The 20,127-nt window shown below is 70.3% G+C and carries 22 protein-coding genes; 15 read left to right on the top strand and 7 right to left on the bottom strand.

Features of this window, described 5'->3' with window-relative positions; genetic code table 11:
* Window positions 1–23 precede the first annotated feature (23 nt).
* Window positions 24–500, bottom strand: coding sequence for a chemotaxis protein CheW (locus AC1ECW_RS01660; RefSeq protein WP_409705532.1), 477 nt, complete (start codon window positions 498–500; stop codon window positions 24–26).
* 134 nt (window positions 501–634) lie between these two features.
* Window positions 635–1,528 carry a response regulator gene (locus tag AC1ECW_RS01655; protein ID WP_409705535.1) on the bottom strand — a complete coding sequence of 298 codons (894 nt, stop codon included), beginning with the start codon at window positions 1,526–1,528 and terminating at the stop codon, window positions 635–637.
* 178 nt (window positions 1,529–1,706) lie between these two features.
* Here AC1ECW_RS01655 and AC1ECW_RS01650 point away from each other — a divergent pair, with 178 nt between their 5' ends.
* The 9 genes from AC1ECW_RS01650 (at window position 1,707) to AC1ECW_RS01610 (ending at window position 11,303) form a co-directional block, all read left to right on the top strand.
* Window positions 1,707–2,213: a glutathione peroxidase gene (locus AC1ECW_RS01650; RefSeq protein ID WP_481201028.1), complete on the top strand. Its 507-nt coding sequence runs from the start codon at window positions 1,707–1,709 to the stop codon at window positions 2,211–2,213.
* Between the two features lie 46 nt (window positions 2,214–2,259).
* Window positions 2,260–3,456, top strand: a complete 1,197-nt coding sequence (locus AC1ECW_RS01645; RefSeq protein ID WP_481201027.1) for an amino acid aminotransferase — start codon at window positions 2,260–2,262, stop codon at window positions 3,454–3,456.
* Window positions 3,457–3,466: 10 nt separating this feature from the next.
* The gene (locus AC1ECW_RS01640) at window positions 3,467–4,429 is read left to right on the top strand and encodes an ABC transporter permease (RefSeq protein WP_481201026.1); all 963 of its coding nucleotides are present in this window, start codon (window positions 3,467–3,469) and stop codon (window positions 4,427–4,429) included.
* Entirely contained in the window at window positions 4,426–5,250 is an 825-nt protein-coding gene (locus tag AC1ECW_RS01635) for an ABC transporter permease (RefSeq protein WP_409705546.1), read from the top strand. Before AC1ECW_RS01640 ends, AC1ECW_RS01635 begins: the two co-directional genes overlap by 4 nt.
* Window positions 5,247–6,221 (top strand): ABC transporter ATP-binding protein, encoded by a 975-nt coding sequence (locus tag AC1ECW_RS01630; protein ID WP_409705549.1) that lies wholly within the window; start codon window positions 5,247–5,249, stop codon window positions 6,219–6,221. Before AC1ECW_RS01635 ends, AC1ECW_RS01630 begins: the two co-directional genes overlap by 4 nt.
* Window positions 6,222–6,223: 2 nt before the next feature.
* Entirely contained in the window at window positions 6,224–7,012 is a 789-nt protein-coding gene (locus AC1ECW_RS01625) for an ATP-binding cassette domain-containing protein (protein WP_409705552.1), read from the top strand.
* Between the two features lie 85 nt (window positions 7,013–7,097).
* The gene (locus AC1ECW_RS01620; RefSeq protein ID WP_481201025.1) at window positions 7,098–8,582 is read left to right on the top strand and encodes an ABC transporter substrate-binding protein; all 1,485 of its coding nucleotides are present in this window, start codon (window positions 7,098–7,100) and stop codon (window positions 8,580–8,582) included.
* Entirely contained in the window at window positions 8,579–9,982 is a 1,404-nt protein-coding gene (locus tag AC1ECW_RS01615; protein WP_481201024.1) for an amidase, read from the top strand. Before AC1ECW_RS01620 ends, AC1ECW_RS01615 begins: the two co-directional genes overlap by 4 nt.
* 28 nt (window positions 9,983–10,010) lie before the next feature.
* Complete coding sequence (locus tag AC1ECW_RS01610; RefSeq protein WP_481201023.1) at window positions 10,011–11,303, top strand: tetratricopeptide repeat protein; 1,293 nt, start codon at window positions 10,011–10,013, stop codon at window positions 11,301–11,303.
* Here the strand turns inward: AC1ECW_RS01610 and AC1ECW_RS01605 are convergent.
* Together AC1ECW_RS01605 and AC1ECW_RS01600 are read right to left on the bottom strand one after the other, a co-directional pair.
* On the bottom strand, window positions 11,300–11,941 hold the full coding sequence (locus tag AC1ECW_RS01605; RefSeq protein WP_481201022.1) for a glutathione S-transferase family protein: 642 nt from the start codon (window positions 11,939–11,941) through the stop codon (window positions 11,300–11,302). The two genes, AC1ECW_RS01610 and AC1ECW_RS01605, sit on opposite strands and share 4 nt — an antisense overlap.
* Before the next feature lie 58 nt (window positions 11,942–11,999).
* Entirely contained in the window at window positions 12,000–13,355 is a 1,356-nt protein-coding gene (locus tag AC1ECW_RS01600) for an alpha/beta hydrolase family protein (protein ID WP_481201021.1), read from the bottom strand.
* Between the two features lie 221 nt (window positions 13,356–13,576).
* On the opposite strand from AC1ECW_RS01600, the gene AC1ECW_RS01595 reads away from it, so the two are divergent.
* Together AC1ECW_RS01595 and AC1ECW_RS01590 are read left to right on the top strand one after the other, a co-directional pair.
* Window positions 13,577–15,139 carry an FAD-binding domain-containing protein gene (locus AC1ECW_RS01595; protein WP_481201020.1) on the top strand — a complete coding sequence of 521 codons (1,563 nt, stop codon included), beginning with the start codon at window positions 13,577–13,579 and terminating at the stop codon, window positions 15,137–15,139.
* Entirely contained in the window at window positions 15,136–16,347 is a 1,212-nt protein-coding gene (locus AC1ECW_RS01590; protein ID WP_481201019.1) for an FAD-binding domain-containing protein, read from the top strand. The genes AC1ECW_RS01595 and AC1ECW_RS01590 overlap by 4 nt, the downstream gene beginning before the upstream one ends.
* Here AC1ECW_RS01590 and AC1ECW_RS01585 read toward each other — a convergent pair.
* The 3 genes from AC1ECW_RS01585 to AC1ECW_RS01575 are packed head-to-tail and all read right to left on the bottom strand — an operon-like array spanning window position 16,344 to window position 17,738.
* Complete coding sequence (locus tag AC1ECW_RS01585) at window positions 16,344–17,054, bottom strand: helix-turn-helix transcriptional regulator (RefSeq protein ID WP_409705852.1); 711 nt, start codon at window positions 17,052–17,054, stop codon at window positions 16,344–16,346. The genes AC1ECW_RS01590 and AC1ECW_RS01585 overlap by 4 nt on opposite strands.
* A gap of 11 nt (window positions 17,055–17,065) precedes the next feature.
* On the bottom strand, window positions 17,066–17,341 hold the full coding sequence (locus tag AC1ECW_RS01580; RefSeq protein WP_409705849.1) for a TfoX/Sxy family DNA transformation protein: 276 nt from the start codon (window positions 17,339–17,341) through the stop codon (window positions 17,066–17,068).
* A gap of 10 nt (window positions 17,342–17,351) precedes the next feature.
* Entirely contained in the window at window positions 17,352–17,738 is a 387-nt protein-coding gene (locus AC1ECW_RS01575; protein ID WP_481201018.1) for a VOC family protein, read from the bottom strand.
* A gap of 153 nt (window positions 17,739–17,891) precedes the next feature.
* Between AC1ECW_RS01575 and AC1ECW_RS01570 the strand changes: the two genes are divergently transcribed.
* From AC1ECW_RS01570 to AC1ECW_RS01555, 4 genes are all read left to right on the top strand, one after another.
* Entirely contained in the window at window positions 17,892–18,371 is a 480-nt protein-coding gene (locus AC1ECW_RS01570; protein ID WP_409705842.1) for a hypothetical protein, read from the top strand.
* Window positions 18,372–18,551: 180 nt separating this feature from the next.
* A complete protein-coding gene (locus tag AC1ECW_RS01565) occupies window positions 18,552–19,109 on the top strand; it encodes a GAF domain-containing protein (protein ID WP_481201017.1) in 558 nt (185 codons plus the stop codon).
* Between the two features lie 435 nt (window positions 19,110–19,544).
* Window positions 19,545–19,835 (top strand): CopG family ribbon-helix-helix protein, encoded by a 291-nt coding sequence (locus tag AC1ECW_RS01560; protein WP_409705833.1) that lies wholly within the window; start codon window positions 19,545–19,547, stop codon window positions 19,833–19,835.
* Window positions 19,823–20,113: a type II toxin-antitoxin system RelE/ParE family toxin gene (locus tag AC1ECW_RS01555; protein ID WP_481201016.1), complete on the top strand. Its 291-nt coding sequence runs from the start codon at window positions 19,823–19,825 to the stop codon at window positions 20,111–20,113. Before AC1ECW_RS01560 ends, AC1ECW_RS01555 begins: the two co-directional genes overlap by 13 nt.
* Window positions 20,114–20,127 lie beyond the last annotated feature (14 nt).

Raw genomic sequence — 20,127 nt, 5'->3', positions numbered from 1 at the left:
GGGGTGGTCACGGGCATCGCGGTTCAGGCCAGGCTCAGCTCGGCCGCCCAGGCCTCGAGGAGGGCCGGGGCGTCGATCAGGGCCCAGGGATGGCCCTGGGCATCGACGGCCGCGCCGCGCACGAACTCGGCCAGGGCCGGCGGCACCCCGGGAGCGGTGCCCCCCACCGGGCGCACCCGCGTGGGCAGGCCGCGAAAGATCAGACCGGCCACCTGGTCACCGTCGCCGCCGATCAGCACATGGCTGCCCGGGCCCGTTGGCGTGCCCTGCGCCGGATCCAGCCAGCGCAGCAGGTCGAACACCGGGATGACCGTGCCGTCCACGTTGGCCGCTCCCAGCAGCCAGGCCGGCGCGTGCGGCACGTCCGACAGCTCCACCTCGTCGACCAGATTGCGCGCCCAGGTGAACGGGAAGGCCAGCGCCCAAGGGCCGCAGCGCAGGCCCTGGGCCTGCGGAGGGGCAGCCGCGCTGAGGGGTGGGGCGTCGGGGGGCAGGCTCACGTCGCACGCATCGGGGTTAGCGCCGCAGTGTAGAGGCGCCCGGGCCATCCAAGGAAGCCCGCCCCACGCGCGGCGCGGCCCGCGGCCGTCGCGGTGTGGCGCAAACGCCCACGGGGCCCCGGCATGGCGCCGGGTCAGTCGGCGGCCGTGTTCTCGAAGCCTCGCTGGAAGGCGGCATCGTAGGTGCTGATGACACGCACCAGCTCATCCTCGGACAGGGGTTTGGTCAGGTAGGCGTCGCAGCCGGCCAGGGTGCCGCGGATGCGATCGACCGGCCCGGCCCGGCTGGTGAGCATCACCACCACCGGCACCCGGCGGCCCGGCGGCGGGGCCTTGCGTTTGATGGCCTTGCAGGTCTGGTAGCCGTCCATGCCGGCCATCATCACGTCGAGGAAGACGAACTCGAAGGGCTGGCGCGCGATGCGCTCGAGCGCCTCCTCGCCGCTGCGGGCCAGATGCACCTTGAAGCCGAAGCGTTTCAGGCGCGTCTGCATGAAGCGCAGCGCGATGTCGGAGTCGTCGACCACGAGGATGTGGTCGAAGCGTTCGTCCCCATCGACGGTGACGGAGTTGGAGAAGTCGCTGCCGCTGGGGACCTCGGGGCCGGCCGGAGCCTTCGCCAGGGAACGGCCCGTGGCCGCAGCCGGCATGGCGTCTAGGGCGAGGCTCGGCGCCGGGCGGGGCGACGCGGGGGGCGCCGCCGGCCGCTGCGGGTCGGCGCCAGGCTGGCTCATCTCGTCGAGCAGCCGCAGCACGTTCATCAGGTTGATCGGGCGCGGCAGCCGGCCCAGCCCGGCGCCCACATCGTGCGCGCCGATGAACAGGCAGCGCGGCAACCGGCCCGCGTCGCGCACGGCCGAGACGGCCGCCGCCTGGTCGGCGTCGGCGATCACCAGATCGGCGGTGTGCAGGTCCTCGACGAGGTCGTAGGCCGGCTGGCGCCGTGCCGCCAGGCGGAAAAAGGACTGGAAGGTCGAGCGTTCGAAGGCGCTGAAGCCCTGGACGGCCACCCGGTAACGCATGCTCATGAGAAGAGGGCTCCTGAGGCCAGCGGCAAGCGCCGACCGTCGGTGCGCCGCCCCAGCAAAAGGCTGTGGCGATGTTGCGGTGGGGGTGGCCCAAGCGTCAAGCCCGAAAAAGGGGGGGCGGGCGGCTTCAGGGAGTCGCGCCTTTCGGCTTTCGCGCCGGCTCGCTACCATGCTCGGTATGAGCGACGCGAGCAAACCCACCACGATTTATGACTTCAACGCTTTGTCCATTGACGGACGACCGGTGAAGCTGGCCGACTATCGCGGCAAGGTTCTGCTCATCGTCAACACCGCCAGCCAGTGCGGCTTCACGCCCCAGTTGGCCGGGCTGGAAAAGCTCTGGAAGACGCATGCGGCCCGGGGCCTGGTGGTGCTGGGCTTTCCCAGCAACGAGTTCGGCGGCCAGGACCCGGGCAGCAACGAGGAAATCGCGAGCTTCTGCCAGGTGAACTACGGCGTGAGCTTTCCGATGATGAGCAAGATCAAGGTCAACGGCGCCGACGCCCATCCGCTGTACCAGTGGCTCACGGCGCAGGCCCCCGGCCTGCTGGGGACCAAGGCGATCAAGTGGAACTTCACCAAATTCCTCGTCGATCGCCACGGCAAGGTGCTCAAGCGCTATGCCCCCACCGACAAGCCCGAGGCCATCGAGCGTGACATCGAGGCGGCGCTGGCCGCCGACTGACGGGGGACACGGGATAATCGATCCGCCCCGTTTTGAAGGAGACCCCATGTTCCAGCACGTCGACCCCTACGCCGGCGACCCCATCCTCACGCTGAACGAGAACTTCCAGAAGGACCCCCGGCCGGGCAAGATCAACCTGAGCATCGGGGTGTACTTCGACGATGCCGGCCGCCTGCCGGTGATGAGCGCGGTGCGGCAGGCCGAGTCGGCGATGCTGCAATCCATCGGCGCGCGGCCCTACCAGCCGATGGAAGGCGCGGCCAACTACCGACAGGCCGTGCAGCACCTGCTCTTCGGGGCTGACCATGAAGCGGTGAAGAGCGGGCGCATCGCCACCATACAGACCCTGGGCGGCTCAGGCGGGCTGAAGGTGGGTGGCGACTTCCTCAAGCGCTACTTCCCGCAGTCCGAGGTGTGGGTGAGCGACCCCACCTGGGACAATCACCGCGCGATGTTCGAGGGGGCAGGTTTCACCGTTCACACCTACCCCTACTACGATGCGGCCACCGGCGGCCTGCGCTTTGCGGCCATGCTGGCCGCCTTGCGCGACATGCCCGAGCGCAGCATCGTGCTGCTGCATGCCTGCTGCCACAACCCCACGGGCGTGGACCTCACGCGCGAGCAGTGGGCCCAGCTCATCCCGGTGATCCAGTCGCGCCGGCTCATCCCCTATGTGGACATCGCCTACCAGGGCTTCGGCGATGGCATCGAGGAAGACGCCTTTGCGATCCGCGCGCTGGCCGATGCGGGCGTGAGCTTCTTCTGCGCCAGCTCCTTCTCGAAGAGCTTCTCGCTCTATGGCGAGCGCTGCGGGGCTCTTAGCGTGGTGTGTCCCACGGCCGACGAGGCCGCACTGGTGCTGGGCCAGCTCAAGGCCACCATCCGCCGCAACTACTCCAGCCCGCCCACCCATGGCGGGCAGATCGTCGCGCGCGTGCTGCAAACGCCCGAGCTGCGGCAGGCCTGGGCCGACGAGCTCGACGCGATGCGCGCGCGCATCCAGGAGATGCGCCGTCGCCTGCATGCGGTACTGTCGGCCAAGCTGCCGGGCCGCAATGTGGACTACTTCATCACCCAGCGCGGCATGTTCAGCTATACCGGCCTGAGCCCCGAGCAGGTGGACCGGCTCAAGGACGAGCATGGTGTCTATCTGGTGCGCACCGGCCGCATGTGCGTGGCGGGGCTGAACCAGCACAACGTCGAAGCCGTGGCCAACGCCATGGCGGCCGTGCTCGCCCAGTGATGCCACGGCCTTGAGCTTCTTCCTGCTCAAGCGCTTTGTCAGTTTCGTCGCCACCTTGCTGGCGGCGTCGGTGGTGGTGTTCGCCGTGCTGGAGATCCTGCCCGGCAACGCCGCCGAGGTGCGCCTGGGGCCCACGGCCACGCCCGAACAGGTGGCCGCCTTGTCGGCCCAGTTGGGGCTGGACCGCCCGGCGATCACCCGCTACGTCGAGTGGATCAGCGGCTACTTGCGCGGCGACCTGGGCGTGAGCGTGGCCTACGACACGCCGGTGTGGAGCCTCATTGCCGAGCGATTGCGCGTGAGCCTGCCGTTGGCGCTGCTGGCCATGGGCCTCACCGTCATCGCCGCCCTGAGCCTGGGCGTGTACGCCGCCGCGCGCCACAACCGCCTGGGCGACGTGGGCGTGATGACGCTCAGCCAGCTGGGCCTGGCCATCCCGAACTTCTGGCTGGCCATCGTGCTGATCCTGGTCTTTGCGGTGCACCTGCAGTGGTTCCCGGCCGGTGGCTTCCCGGGTTGGACGCAAGACGAGGGCGGCGGCCTGTGGGACGGCCTGCAGGCCCTGGTGCTGCCGGCGGTGGCGCTGGCGGCGGTGCAGGCGGCCATCCTCACGCGCTTCACGCGCTCGGCCGTGCTCGACACCCTGCGCGAAGACTATGTGCGCACCGCCCGCGCCAAGGGCCTGAGCCGGCGCGCCACGCTGTGGCGCCACGTGTTGCGCAACGCGATGATCCCGGTCATCACCATCATGGGCCTGCAGTTCGGCAACCTGCTCACCGGCGCCATCGTGGTGGAAAACGTCTTCGTGCTGCCGGGCATCGGCCGCCTCGTCTTCCAGGCCATCGCCAACCGCGACCTCGCGGTGGTGCGTGACGTCATCATGCTGCTGGCCGGCGCCGTCATCCTCATCAACTTCGTGGTGGACCTGCTGTATGCCTGGATCGACCCGCGGCTGAAGGCGGGGGATGCATGAGGGCGGCCTTGAGGCATCGCAGCTTCCTGCTCGGCGCCTTGCTGGCGCTGACCCTGCTGCTGGCGGCTGGGCTCTCGCTGGTGTGGACCCCCTACCCCCCGCACGCCATTGACGTGCCCAACCGCTTCCAGCCGCCCTCGGCCGCGCACTGGCTGGGCACCGACAGCCTGGGCCGCGACATTGCCACGCTGCTGCTGGTGGGCGCGCAGAACTCCATCCTCGTGGGGGTGGTGGCGGTGGGCATGGGGCTGGTGCTGGGCGTGGGCCTGGGGCTGCTGGCCTCGGCGCGGCGCGGGTGGGTGGAAGAGTTCGTGATGCGCCTGTCCGACTTCACCTTCGCCTTCCCGGCGCTGCTCACGGCCATCATGCTCACGGCAGTCTATGGCCCCGGGCTGTTCACCTCCATCATCGCGATCGGCATCTTCAACATCCCGGTGTTTGCGCGGCTCACGCGCGCCTCGGCCAACGCCGTGTGGGCGCGCGACTTCATCCTGGCCGCGCGCGCCTGCGGCAAGGGGGCGGTGCGCATCACGCTGGAGCACGTGCTGCCCAACATCGCCTCGGTGATCATCGTGCAGGCCACCATCCAGTTCGCCACCGCCATCCTGGCCGAGGCGGCGCTGTCCTACCTGGGCCTGGGCACCCAGCCACCCCAGCCCTCGTGGGGGCGCATGCTCAACGAGGCGCAGACGCAGATGTTCCAGGCGCCTCAGCTTGCGCTCTACCCCGGCATTGCGATCGCGCTGTCGGTGCTGGGGCTGAACCTGCTGGGCGACGGCCTGCGCGACCTGCTCGACCCCCGTCTTGCGAGGCAGCGATGAGCGCAGGGCTGCTGGAGGTGCGCGATTTGCGGGTGACGCTCCACACTGCGCGCGGGCCCGCCGAGGCCCTGCGCGGCCTGAGCTTTGCGCTCGACCGCGGCGACACGCTCGGCGTGGTGGGCGAATCGGGCTGCGGCAAGAGCATGCTCGCGCTCACGCTGATGGGCCTGCTTCCCGAGCGCGCGCGGGTGTCGGGCTCGCTGCGCTTCGACGGCCGCGAGCTGCTGGCGCAGGACGAAGCCGCCTGGTGCCGCCTGCGGGGCGACCGCATCGCGATGGTCTTCCAGGAGCCGATGACGGCGCTCAACCCGCTGCACACGATCGGCCGCCAGGTGGCCGAGCCGCTGCGCCTGCACCGCGGCCTGGACGCCGTGGCCGCCCGTGCCGAGGCGCTGCGCCTGCTGGAGCAGGTGCGACTGCCCCAGGCCGCGCGCCGGCTCGACGCCTACCCGCACCAGCTCTCGGGCGGCCAGCGCCAGCGTGTGGTGATCGCGATGGCCCTGGCCTGCCAGCCCGACCTGCTGATCGCCGACGAACCCACCACCGCGCTGGACGTGACGCTGCAGCGCGAGATCCTGCAACTCATCGCCGATCTGGTGGCCCAACGCCACATGGCCCTGATGCTGATCTCGCACGACCTGGCCGTGATTGCCCGCAACGTGCGCCGCGTGATGGTGATGTACGGCGGCTTGGGCGTGGAGCAGGGCCCGGTGGGCGAGGTGCTGCACCGGCCCCTGCACCCCTACACGCGCGGCCTGCTCGCCGCCCGGCCCCGGCTGGGGGCGGCCCGCCGCGAACGCCTGCAGACCATCCCCGGCCGCGTGCCGGAGCTGGTGGACCTGCCGCGCGGCTGCCCGTTTGCGGACCGATGTGTGCATCGGGCCCCGGTCTGCGAGGCCTCCCCTGTGTCCCACACCGTGGCGCAGGGCCACGAGGTGGCTTGCGTGCGTTGGGCCGACCTGAGCCCGTGAGGATGCCGATGCCCCTGCTCGATGTGGCCCACCTCAGCCAACGCTACCGCCTGCCGCGCCAGTCGCTGTGGCAGCCGGCCGAGGAGGTGCGGGCGCTGGACGATGTGAGCCTGCGCATCGAGGCCGGCCGCAGCCTGGGCGTGGTGGGCGAGTCGGGCTCGGGCAAGTCCACGCTGGCGCGGCTGGTGATGGCGCTGGAGCGGCCGACGGCCGGCACGGTGAGGCTGCTGGGTCAGGATCTGCACCGCCTGAGGCCTGCCGAACTGCGCCGCGCGCGGCGCCACGTCCAGATGGTCTTTCAGGACCCCTATGGCTCGCTCGACCCGCGCCAGACGGTGGGCCGCATCGTGGCCGAACCGTTGACCGTGATGGACGAGGTGGGGGCCGATGAGCGCCGCGCGCGCGTGGCGCAGTCACTGGAGGCCGTGGGCCTGCGCGCGGGGGACATGGCCAAGTACCCGCACGAGTTCTCGGGCGGGCAGCGCCAGCGCATCGCGATCGCGCGCGCCTTGGTGACAAGGCCGCGGCTCATCGTGGCCGACGAGCCGGTCAGCGCGCTGGACGTGTCGGTGCAGGCCCAGGTGCTCAACCTGATGCGCGACCTGCAGCGCGACTTCGACGTGACCTACCTCTTCATCAGCCACGACCTGGCGGTGGTGGAGTATCTCTGCGACGAGGTGGTGGTGATGCAGCACGGCCGCATCGTGGAACAGGGCGAGGTGGCCGCGGTCTTCGATGCGCCGCAGGCCGCCTACACCCGCACGCTGCTGGCGGCGGTGCCCACGCTGTGAGGGGCGCCGGCGATTGCCCGGCTTGCGCATTCATGGTGGAATGGCAGCGCAGGTTTTCCTTCCCCGTCGTTCGAGGAGTGTCTCCATGAAGTGGCATCTTCGCCTCGTGGCCGCCCTGGCCCTGAGCGCCCTGGCGCTGGGCGCCTTGGCGCAATCACGCAAGGACAGCGTCGTGATCGGCATGACGCTGGAGCCGCCGGGCCTGGACCCGACGACCGCGCCGGCCGCAGCCATCGGCGAGATCGTCCACTACAACATCCTCGAAGGCCTCACCAAGGTCCAGATGGATGGCAAGGTCAGTCCGCTGCTGGCCGAAAGCTGGACGATCTCGCCGGATGGGCGCAGCTATGTCTTCAAGCTGCGGCGCGGCGTGAAGTTCCACGACGGCGAGGACTTCGACGCCTCGGACGTGAAGTTCAGCTTCGAGCGCGCCAAGGCCGAGGGCAGCACCAACAAGGCCAAGAAGGCGGTGTTCGACAACATCACGCGCATCGACACCCCCGATGCCCACACCGTCATCCTCACGCTGGACAAGGCCGACGGCACGATGCTTTTCCGCCTGGGCGAGAACACCGCGGTGATCCTCGATCCCAAGAGCGCAGCCACCACCAGCACCCGCCCGATCGGCACCGGCCCGTTCAAGTTCGACAACTGGGCCAAGGGCTCGGCTGTGACGATGAGCAAGTGGCCGGGCTATCGCGATGCCGCCAATGTGCGCCTGAACCGCGTGACCTTCCGCTTCATCAACGACCCGGCCGCCCAGGTGGCTGCGCTGCTGGCCGGCGATGTCGATGCCATCCCGCGCTTCCAGGCCACGCAAAGCGTCGGCCAATTCCGCAACGACAAGCGTTTCAACGTCACGGTGGGCGGCACCGAAGGCAAGACCATCCTGAGCATCAACAACCGCCGCAAGCCCTTCGACGACGTGCGCGTGCGCCGCGCCGTGGCCCATGCCATCGACCGCAAGGCCCTGATCACCGGCGCGATGGACGGCTTCGGCACGCCGATCGGCAGCCACATGGTGCCCAGCGATGCCGGCTACGTGGACCTCACCGGCATGTACCCCTACAACCCCGAGCGGGCCCGCTCGCTGCTGAAGGAAGCCGGTGTGAGCGCCCCCCTCAACGTCACCCTCACGCTGCCGCCGCCGGCCTATGCGCGGCGCGGCGGCGAGATCATCGCCGCCCAGCTCGCCCAGGTGGGCATTCACGCCAAGATCGAGAACGTCGAATGGGCCCAGTGGCTCTCCGGCGCCTTCAAAGGCAATTTCGACCTGACCATCATCAGCCACGTCGAGCCGCTGGACATGGCCATCTACGCCAACCCCGACTACTACTTCGGCTACGACTCCAAGGCCTTCCGCGACCTGCTGGCCAAGTTCAACGAAACCACCCACGAGGCCGGCCGCCTGGCGGTGCTGGGCGACATGCAGCGCTTGCTGGCCACCGATGCGGTGAACGCCTTCCTCTTCCAGTTGCCGCACATCGCGGTGAGCCGCCGCGGCCTGCAGGGCATCTGGAGCAGCTCGCCCATCTTCGCCAACGACATGGGGGCGGTGCGCTGGCAATGAGGTCCGACCCCCCCACGGCCCTGCACGAGTTCTCGGCCACCGAACTGCTGGCGGCTTACGCCCGTGGCACGCTCTCGCCCGTCGAGGTGACGCGCGCCGTCATCGCCCACATCGAACGCTGGGAGCCGCACCTGCAGGCCACCTATGCCTTCGATCCCGAAGGGGCGCTGGCGATGGCGCGGGCCTCCGAGGCACGCTGGCGCCGCGGCGAGGCGCACGCGCTCGACGGCGTGCCGGTGATGATCAAGGAGAACATCGCCACCCGCGGCGTGCCCACGCCTCTGGGCACGGCGGCCACCGAGCTGGTGCCGGCCGAAGAGGACGCCCCTCCGGCAGCGCGGCTGCGCGAGGCCGGCGCCGTCTTCCTGGGCAAGACCACCATGCCTGACTACGGCATGCTCTCCTCGGGCTTGTCGAGCTTTCACCCGCTCACCCGCAACCCCTGGGACCTGCGCAAGAACCCCGGGGGATCGAGCGCCGGCGCGGGCGCCGGCGTGGCCGCCGGCTACGGCCCGCTGCACCTGGGCACCGACATCGGCGGCTCGGTGCGCCTGCCGGCAGGCTGGTGCGGCATCGTCACGCTCAAGCCCAGCCTGGGCCGCATCCCCATCGACCCGCCCTACCCGGCCCGCGTGGCCGGCCCGATGACCCGCACCGTGGCCGATGCCGCGCTGATGATGGGCCCCTTGAGCCGCCCCGATGCGCGCGACCACATGAGCCTGCCCTGGCAGGACATCGCCTGGCACGACCTCGACCGCGACGTGGCCGGCCTGCGCATCGGCTTGCTGCTGGAGGCCGGCTGGGGCACGCCGGTGGCACCCGAAGTGCGCGAGGCCGTGGTGGCCGCGGCGCGCGCCTTCGAGGCGGCCGGGGCCATCGTCGAACCCTTGGCGCCCTGGTGCCACCGCGGCATGATCGAAGGGGTGGACCGCTTCTGGCGCACGCGCTTCTGGATCGAGCTGCGCAAGCTCGAACCCGAACGCCGCGAGCGCATCCTGCCCTTCATCCGTGCCTGGGCCGAGGGCGGGGCGGGCTGGAGCGGCGAAGACCTCTTCGAGGCCTACAGCCAGACCCTGGCCATCCGCAAGGCCACGGTCGATGCCACCCAGCCCTATGACTACGTGCTTTCGCCCACCGCGCCCATGGTGGCTTTCGATGCCGAGCTGCCCTGCCCGACCAACGACGTGACGCGGCCCTTCGACCACATTGCCTTCACGCTGGCCTACAACATGAGTGAACAGCCGGCCGCCTCGATCAACGCCGGCTTTACCGCCGAGGGCCTGCCCATCGGCCTGCAGATCGCCGGCCGCCGCTTCGACGACCTGGGCGTGCTGAGAATGGCGCGCGCCTGGGAACGCCTGCGCCCGCCTCAACGGCCCTGGCCCACGCCACCGGCTTGACGCCGTGCAAGACCGCCGCGGCTGCCCGGTGAGCACCGCCAGTGATGCGGCGCTGGATCACCTCGAGCAGGCCCTGTGGCGCCTGTCGTCGTTTTACGGCGACCCGCTGGCCGATCTGGACGCCGCCAGCGCCGCCGACCCCGGCTGGATGCTGCCGCATGTGATGCGTGCGGGCTTCTTGCTCACGCTCACCGAACGCCACCTGCTGGCCCCTGCGCGCGAGGCGCTGGAAACCGCTGCACGTGGCTGCGGCAACGAGCGCGAGCAAGCCCATCTTGCGGCCGCGCAGCGCGCCTGGGCCGGCGACTGGCAAGGCGCCTGCGAGCTGTGGGAGCGCCTGCTGCTCGACCACCCCTGCGATCACCTCGCCCTGCAGCTCGCCCATCTGTTCGACTTCTATCGCGGCGACGCCCGCGAACTGCGGCTGCGCGTGGCCCGCGTGCTGCCGGCATGGCCGCGCGACGATGCGCTGTATCCCTATGCGCTGGGGATGTACGCCTTCGGCCTGGAGGAAAACCACCTCTACCCGCAGGCCGAAGCCGTGGGCCGCGAGGCCCTGGGCGGCGGGGCCCGCGTGCCCTGGGCCGTGCATGCCGTGGCCCATGTGATGGAGATGCAGGGCCGCCACGACGAAGGCCGCGCCTGGCTGCAGTCACAGCGGCGCAACTGGTCGGAAGACGACAACGGGCTGCGCGGCCACAACGCCTGGCACCTCGCGCTGTTCCACCTGGAAGCGATGGACCTGGACGGCGCCCTGCGGGTCTACGACGGCGAAGTGGCCCCGCTGATCGAGGGCGGCCTCACGCTGCAACGCCTGGACGCGGCCGCGATGCTGTGGCGCCTGCAACTGCTGGGCGGCGACGTGGGCCCGCGATGGCAAGCGCTCGCCGCGTGCTGGGCGCGAGACACCGAGGCCGTCGGGCACTATGCCTTCAACGACGCCCATGCGCTGATGGCCTGCCTGGGCGCTGGGGACGTGGCCGGTGCCGAAGCCCTGCGGGCGCAGGTGATCGACCAGTTGCAGACCCAGCCGGGGCTCCACCGTGCGATGGCCCAGGAGGTGGGCCTGCCGCTGATGAGCGGGCTGATCGCCTTCGCCCGACAGGACTGGGACGCGGCCGTGGCGCATCTCGCCCCGCTGCGCGCCGTGGCGCATCGCTTCGGCGGCAGCCATGCCCAGCGCGATCTCATCGACCTGACCCTGATGGCGGCCTGCTCACGAAGCAGCCACCGTTCGCTCGGCCGCGCGCTGCTCAACGAACGGCTGCTGGCCAAGGGCTCCACGCCGCAGGTGGCGTACTGGCGATCCCGGCTGGGCTAGACCCAGGGCTGGGGCAGGGCCTGCTGTTCGAACACGCGCTGGATGGCCGGCCGGGCCAGGCCGCGCTGCAGATAGGGCGCCAGGTGCGGCAGCGCGCGCGCCGGGCGCTTGAAGTGGCGCGTCCAGCGGCACAGCATCAGCGCATAGGCATCCACCGCGGTGTAGCGCTCGCCCAGCAGCCAGGGTTGGCCGTGGCGGGCGAGTTCGGCGTCGAGCTGGTCGATCAGCGTGCCCACCTTGGCCTCGGCCGCCAGCTTCACCTCGGCCACCGCGCCGGGCGTGCTGGCCCAGCGCTCGGGGTAGAAGTAGACGATGAGCGTGGCCTGCAGCGTGTTGGTCAGCCACACCAGCCATTTGTAGAAGTGCGAGCGCTCGGGCGTGCCCAGTGCGGGCGCCAGGCCGGCCTGGGGGTGCGTGTCGCACAGGTGCAGGCAGATGGCCGCGGATTCATACAGCACCAGGTCGCCATCGACCAGCACCGGGATCAGCCCATTGGGGTTGAGCTTCAGGTACTCGGGCGACTGGTGGGCGTTCTTCGTGCGATCCACCAGCACCAGCTCGTACGGCACCCCCAGTTCCTCTAGGAGGATGTGGGGCGCCATCGAGGCGGTGCTGGGGTAGTGGTGCAGTTGCAGCATGGGCAAGTCCTTCGCGAAAGCGTCGTGCGCATTGTGATGCGCACGACGCTGCGAGGGTTCACTGCGGGCCCAGGAACTGCTCGAAGAAGCCGCGGATCAGGGCGGTGCAAAAGGGCGGGACCAGCTTGCCGTGGTAGTCAGCAACGGGGTCAACGCCTTCAGCGGTTTTGGCGTTCTGGAAACCCGTGTAGATGGCCGTGCCGACCGAACTCTCGTCTTCCAGATCAAACCCGATCGCCTGCAGCGGCACCTGCATGCGGCTGTTCAGATCGGCCAGCATCACCGGCTGGTTGATGGCGAAGAACACTGTCGGATCGTAGGCGCCCGAACACATCGCCACCGGACGGGTCGGCGTCCAGCCCAGCAGGGTGTTGCGAGCCATCGCACGGCGGAAGCCGTTGTTGGGATTGTTGACGTAGTCCTGCCGGTAGCTGTCGAGGATCAGGCCATCGGGGTGGGTGCCGTTCTGGAAGAGCTTGACCGTGAACGTGGGGTCGTTGGGCAGGCGGCCTTGCATCACCAAGGTCTCGATGCTCGACGTGCTGGGCAGCAGCGATTCGATCGTCGCGGCGTACGCCGGGTTGTAGGCCTGCGCCGGGCTGGTGTAGACGTCGCCGTAGGAACGCTGGTAGCTGGTGAGCAGCAGCGGCGTGAAGAGCACGGCGCCGGCGTTGATCTGCTGGGCTTCGTTGATCAGGCGCCCGAACTCGGCCAGGTTGTAGGGGCCGGCCATCGGGCCCGAGGCGGTCACGGTGAACTCGCCTGCGTGGTCGCGCTGCAGCGCGCGGTGCGTGGCCATGGCCACGTGACCCCCCTGCGAGTAGCCCGTGATGAACAGCGGGCCGGTCGGCTGCGGTCCGCCGGCCGCTTGCAGCGCACGGCGTGCGGCCCGCAGCCCATCGATCATGTCCACCGCCTGGGCCTCGGCGTTCAGATAGGGGTGCCAGCTCTGGCTGGAGCCCGCATAGCCCAGGTAGTTGGGCGCTACCACGATGTAGCCCTGCGCGGCGAACATGGCCAGCACGAGCTGGGTTTCGCCGTCGGCGAGGTTTGCCATGTTCTTGCGGCTGTCCAGGCTGGTGCCGTGGGCGTAGAGCACGACCGGGCGCGCGCCCGAGCAGGCGGCCGAGGCGCCGCTGGGCACCAGCACCCCGGTGGTGGCCTCGGCCTCACGGCCGCGCGGGTCGCGCGTGACGTAGCGCACCTGGTGCGCGACCACACCGCACTGGGCAGTGCCGGACAAGGGCTGCAAACCGGAGCGCTGCGTGCCCTCATCGATCTGCGCCGTGCTCAGGCTGCCGACCACGCTGGCCGAGACGACCGCGCCGCGCGGGGCGTCGCCCCCGCCGCCACAAGCCGACAAGAACAGGAGGGTGGCGGCCGCCAGGGCGCCCAGGGGTCTGGACAAGGTCATGAAGCGCCTTTCAGGAAAGGGGGGGGTTGTAAGAGCGGTTGGGGAGTCTGAAAACGAACGGTCGTTCGATATTGTTCGCCGGCACTATAGGGAGCCCTGCGCCGCACATCCACCGGGCAAAACCCGCCCCGGGTGTGTCCTAGGACGCTTGGCCCTGCAGGGTCTGGGTGCATCGCACAGGGCCGCCCCGGCTTGCCGAGCCACGTTCCCACAATGCAGGGATGACCACTCTCGTTTGGTTCAAGCGCGACCTGCGCGTGCACGACCATGCACCGCTGTCGGCCGCCGCCCAGGCGGGGCCGGCGCTGGGGCTTTACGCCATCGAACCCGACTGGTTGGCCAGCCCCGAATGCGACGCCCGCCATGTGGCCTTCGTGCTGCAGGGGCTGGCGTATCTGCGTGCACGGCTGGCCGACAAGGGCCTGCCGCTGCTGGTGGAGTGCGGCCCGATGACCGAGGTGCTGGAGCGCTTGCACCGTCGTTTCGCACTGACCCGGCTGTTCAGCCACGAGGAGACCGGCCCGGGGTGGACCTACGACCGCGACCGCGCCGTGGCCGCGTGGTGCCGTGCGCGGGGCGTGGTGTGGCAGGAGTGGCCGCACACCGGTGTGGTGCGGCGCCTGCGCTCGCGCATCGGCTGGGCTGCGCGGTGGGCCGCACGCATGAACGCCGCCGAATGTGCCGAGCCGTCAGGCTTCACCGCTCCGCAGCTGGACCTGCCCGAGCTGCCCACGCTGGCGAACTTGGGCCTGGCGCCGACCGATGTGCCGTTGCCCGAGGCCGGCGAAGAAGCGGCGCTGACTACGCTCGATGACTTCCTGCAGCGTCGGGGCCGACACTATCGCCGGGATCTCTCCAGCCCGCTGAGTGCGGCCAGCGGCTGCAGCCGCCTGAGCGCCCATCTCGCCTTCGGCATGGTGTCGATGCGCCGCGTGCACCAGGCCACCGAGGCGCGCATCGCGGCGCTGCAGGCCGAAGGCGATGCGGCCTCGCGGCGCTTTGCGCATGCGCTGCGCGGCTTTGCGGGGCGACTGCGCTGGCACTGCCACTTCATGCAAAAGCTCGAAGACGAGCCCGAGATCGAGTGGCGCAACTTCTCGCGCGCCTGCGACGGCCTGCGCGAGCCGGCCTTCGACCGTGTGCGCTTCGAGGCCTGGTGCCGCGGCCAGACCGGCTACCCGATGGTGGACGCCTGCATGCGTTCGCTCGTGGCCACCGGCTGGCTCAACTTCCGCATGCGCGCGATGCTGGTGAGCTTTGCGGCCTACCACCTGTGGCTGCACTGGCGCGAGCCCGGCCTGCACCTGGCGCGCCAGTTCCTCGACTTCGAGGCCGGCATCCATTGGAGCCAGATGCAGATGCAGTCGGGCACCACCGGCATCAACACCCTGCGTATCTATTCGCCCACCAAGCAGGCGCGCGAGCACGACCCGCAGGGCACCTTCATCCGCCGCTGGGTGCCCGAACTCGCCCGCCTGCCGCTGCCCTACCTGGCCGAGCCCTGGACCGCGCCGCCCGAGGTGCAGCGCGCCGCAGCCTGCGTGATCGGCCGCGACTACCCGGCGCCCCTGGTCGATGCCGCCCAGGCGGTGGCCCAGGCGAAAGACCGGCTCTACGCCCTGCGCCGCGAGCCCGGGGCCCGCGCCGAGGCCGATGCCATCCAGGCACGCCACGGCTCGCGCAAGAGTGGCCTGCCGTCCATGGTCGGGCGCATCCGAGCACGTGCGGCCACCCTGCCGCCTGAGCGGCAACGCGACCTCTTTGCCGACGAAGCGGCCTCATGAGTCCCGATCCTCGCAATATTTGGCCTCCCACACCCGAGGCCGCCCGCGAGCGGCTGGCGGCCGTGTGCCCGGCCGAATACGCCCGCAGCCGCAACCATCTCGAGGGTGCGGTGACCCGGTTGTCACCCTATATCACGCACGGCTTCCTGCGTCTGCCCGCGGTGCTGGCGGCGGTCAACGCCCGCCATCGGCTCGACTTGAACCACAAGTTCGTCCAGGAGCTGGGCTGGCGGGCCTATTTCCGTCACGTGTGGCGCCACGAAGGCGAGCGCATCTTCACCAGCCTGCAGGACGGGGTGCTGCCCGAGGCCGCCTATGCCACCGCCTTGCCGAGCGACATTCGCGAAGGCGCCACCGGTGTGCCGGTGATCGACACGGCGGTGCGCATGCTCTATGCCACCGGCTGGCTGCACAACCATGTGCGCCTGTGGCTGGCCTCCTACGTGGTGCACCTGCGCAAGGTGCACTGGCGTGCCGGGGCCGACTGGCTGTTCGCCCACTTGATCGACGGCGATCTCGCCAGCAACCACCTGAGCTGGCAATGGGTGGCCGGCACCGGCAGCCACAAACCCTACCTCTTCAATGCCGAGAACGTCGCCCGCTACGCGCCGCCGGGCTCGCCCTGGCTCAGCCCGGGCAGCGTCATCGACACGGGCTACGAGGCCCTGGACCGGCTGGCCCGCCAGACGGCGCCGGTTCCCGGCGCGGACGGCGAGGGCGTGGTGGAGCCGCCCTGCCGGACCCAGCCCCCCGACGGTTTCTTCGAGCCCTTGGACCCCGCGCGCGTGCAAGGCCGCACCGTGTGGCTGATGCACCCCTGGGCCCTGGGGCCGGTGCCCGAGGACCTGCCACCCGACACGCTGTGCCTGGGCTGGTGGCCGGCCCCGTTCCATGCCCGCTGGCCCTGGAGCGAGCGACGCTGGCGCTTCGCCGGTGAGCGGCTGCGCGCGGCCTGCGAGACCGTGTGGTGGACGGACGCGGCCGAACTGGCCCGGGCGCTGGCCGGGGCCCGCCGGGTGGACGGCTGGGCCGACCCTCACCTGGGCCCCGTGCCCTGGCCGCTGAGGGTGCCGCCCTCGCTGTTCGGCGAGCCGGGACGGCGTTGCCGCTCGTTCTCGCAGTTCCGTCAGCACGTCAGCCTCGGGCTGGAAAGCCTCGACGAGCGGCCCGGCCTGGCCGGGCGCCGGCGCCAGGCCGATCGGTTCTAGGCATCCACCGCGGCGCAGCGCTCGCTCATCTCGGCCTCGATGCGGCGCAGCAGGTCGGCCAGGGTCTTGCCCGGCTCGTCGCGGAAGCGTTCGTTCAGCGCTTCCAAGCGCTCGATGCGATCGATGCGGAAGGTGCGGAAATCCTCGCGCGACTCGCACCAGGCCGTGAGCGTCCACAGCCGGCCCCAGTAGGTGCAGGCCAGCGGACGCACCACACGCTCGCTCGTCTGCTCCTTCAGGTCGCGATAGCGGATGTGCAGCTTGTGGCGCTGCTCGGCGGCATGTTGGGCCGATTCGAGGTGGGCGCGCGTGGTCGCGTCGATGGCCACCTCGGGGGCATACAGCGGCACGCTCTCGGCCGCGGCCCGCTCCAGCCCCGGCAGCACTGCCAGGATCTTGCTCAGCGCGGTCTCGGCGCCACGCGCGAGCTGCGGCCCCATCCAGCCCTGGGCCATGCGCACCGAAGCCACCAGGGCTTGAGCCTCGGTGGCCGTGAACATCAGCGGGGGCAGGTCGAAGCCCGCGCCGAGCCGGTAGCCCACGCCGGCCTCACCCTCGATGGGCACGCCCTGGGCCTGCAGGTCGGCCACGTCACGGTAGATGGTGCGCTCGGACACCTCCAGCCGCTGCGCCAGCCACGCGGCCGTGGACAGGCGGCGAGCGCGGATCAGTTGCACCAGTTCGAACAGACGGTCGGCGCGTCGCATGGCCCCTCCGTTCAGCAGCGGGGCGCCTGGCCCAGATCATCCAGCCGCAGCAGCAGCTCGGTGCGGCGCTCGCGCTGGATCTCGCGCCAGGGGCGGCCTTCCTGGGCCCCCACCAGGGCATAGAGCATGTTCAGACTGGTGCCCGGCCAGGCCGCACGCAGCCGAACGTATAGCTCCACCGCATCGGCGCGGCGCAACTGCTCCGCCGAGGTCACGCCCACCCGGGCCAGGGCCTCGATGCTGCGGGGGCCCAGGCCCTGCAGGCCGTGCAAGGACGATTCGTGCATGACCGGCATCCTACGCCGCGGCGTGCAGGCCGACACGGTTGCCTTCCGGGTCGAACACCTGGGCAATACAGCCGCGCTGGCCCGGCAAGGCCACGCGCGGCACGGCCACCTGGCCCCCCGCGCGTCGGGCACGCGCCAGCGCCGCCTCCACCGTCGGCCGCGCGGCCAGGTAGACCACGGTGCCGACATTGGCCGGCGCAGGGGCTTCTCCGCCCTGGATCAGCCAACCGCCGACCTGGCCTTGGGCATGCGGGAAGATCGCCAGTTCATAGGCGCCCAGGCGTTCGCGCCGCAGGGGCGCCTGGAACAGGGCTTCGTAGAAGGCCTGGGCCCGGGCCATGTCGCGCACCGGGATCTCGAACCAATTCAGCGGGGTGGGGGGCAGCGGGTTCTCCATCGTTCCTCCTCGGGCTGCATGAGGCCTGCATGCTGCGCCCAGGCTCCTGACAACGTGGTGGCAGGAAGGCGCAGGCCGGGCCGGCCCGGCGGCCCCTGAAAGATTCCCTTACGCTGTGGCCGTCCCGAGCGTCTAGAGTGAAGGGCCATGCCGATGTCTCCGATCCTGCCCCCGTCGTCGCGATGGCGCCCGCTGCTGGCCGTGGCCGCCGTGCTGGCCGGCTGCGCCGCGCCCGACATCCGCGGTGTCTCCACGTTCCGTGTCCCGCCCGACAAGGTGCCGCCGGTGGGCCAGTGCGCCATCTGGTACCCCGGCATCCCCCCGGCCCACCAGCCGCCCCCCATGTCCTGCAACAAAGCCCATGCCGATGCCGAGAGCTGGGGCGGCGTGGTCATCTGGGCTGAAACGGCCGCCGCACGGCGCAGCGGCGAAGTGGCCTATGTGCGCTACGGCAACCACCGCCTCAATGGCGTGCCGCCCGGGATGCTGCCCCCGCCGGGCCGCTGCCGCCTGTGGCTGCCCGGCCGCCCGGATGGCCAGCAGCCCGCGCCCGGCGACTGCCGCCGCATCGAGGCGCAGCAGCGCACCAGCGGCGGACGGGTGCTTTACATGCCCGGCAGCGATCTTCGCTGAGCCTGCATCGGGTGTCGGATGCGCCCGCGCCAGCCGTCCTTGGGGGAGTTGATGCCCAGTGAGCACCTGCCTTCGCCCCAGCTGTGGTGATGAGGCTGCACCGCGGGTTGCTCCGGGCTTGAGTGAGGCCGTTCATGTGTCGAAATGGCGCAGGTGTGTTCGACAAGCAGGAGGAGCATCGTGCAGACCGCCACCGCCGACAGCCTGTTGCGAGGCTGGCGCGACGACCTGGTGAGCGGCCGGCTCAGCCTGGCGGGCTTTCGCGAAGCCGTGACCGGGCATGTCCTGTCCCACATCCGCTGCAGCGAGGTCAGCATCTGGCGTTTCACCGGCCCGGTGGGCCAGCGCCGCCTGGTGTGCGTGGCGGCCAACAGCCGGGCCGAGGGCTGGCACCGCCGGCCTTACGACGATCTGTACGAGGCCCAGTTTGGCGAGTACTTCGACGAGCTTTCGCGCAAGCGCGTCGTGCGCTCCGACGACGCCTGGGCCGACCCGCGCCTGGCCGGTTTCCGCGACAGCCTCATTGAGCGCGACGTGCGAGCCCTGCTCGACGTGAGCTTTGCCGTCAACGGCCACGTCCACGGCGTGATCTGCTGCGAACAGATGGGCGAGCCCCGCACCTGGACCGCGGCCGAAACCCACTGGCTGCGCCGCTTCGCCACCGCCCTGAGCACCCAGATCGCTCGCGCGCGCGGGGCGGATCAGTGGGAGACGCCGTTGCCGGTGGAGCTGGGGTGAGGCTTCAATCCGACGTCACCTTCGCCCGCCGGATCACGTCGCCCCACTGGGCGGTCTCGGTGGAGATGCGCTGCACGATCTCGCGCGGCGTGCCCACCGGCGCCAGCACGCCGGCTCAGGTGCTGCCGGTGACCTGCGGCAAGTCTCCTGTGGATCGATGGGTGAGACTGCTGTGCGGAACGATATCGTCGATACCGGATCGCGAGCGCTTCACCCGAGTCTGCGAAGTCACTGACACGGCTTCAATGCCACGTCAGCCCGAATGCGTGATCGCTTTCCCTGAGATTCTGTAGAGCAGAAAAGGCCTGCATCCGCGCTTTGTGCTCGTCGAGAAGGTGCAGGCTCACGGCAGTGGACCAACGCGACACGATGGGACTGGATCACGACAGCGGTATGTTAAGGTAATACCTGATGATACTTTGCTGAGCGCCTGCCATGCCTGCTGCTGCCGTTCGCCCCGTGGCCATCAAGCTCGATGAGGACATCAAGGCCCGCGTGAAGCGCTTGGCCGAGGCTCGTCATCGCACGTCGCACTGGCTGATGCGTGAGGCGATCACTCAGTATGTCGAACGGGAGGAGCGGCGCGAGGCCTTCCGCCAGGACACGCTCAAGGCCTGGGAAGAGTACCGCACCACCGGGCTGCATGCGCCGGCTGAAGAGGTCGAGGCCTGGCTGGCGAGCTGGGGCACGGACCATGAGTTGCCCGCCCCGACATGCCGCAAGTGAGGTTTGCGCCGGCCGCCATCCGCGACCTGGAACGCCTGCGAGAATTTCTACGGCCCAAGAACCCCGTCGCCGCCCAGCGCGCGGGTGAGGCCATCGTCAAGGCCGTGCGGGTGCTCGGCCTGCAGCCTCAGCTCGGCCGCCCCATCGAAGACCTGCCCGACGAGTTCCGCGAGTGGGTCATCGATTTCGGCGACAGCGGCTATGTGGCCCGCTATTGCATCGAAGCGGATGCCGTCACGATCCTCGCCGTGCGGCATCAGAAAGAGGTGGGCTTCTGAGCGCTTGTTGACAC

This window comes from Caldimonas hydrothermalis, assembly GCF_056746695.1.
Note: the sequence above shows the minus strand (reverse complement) of the source record. Positions and strands in the feature narration are given on the sequence as shown.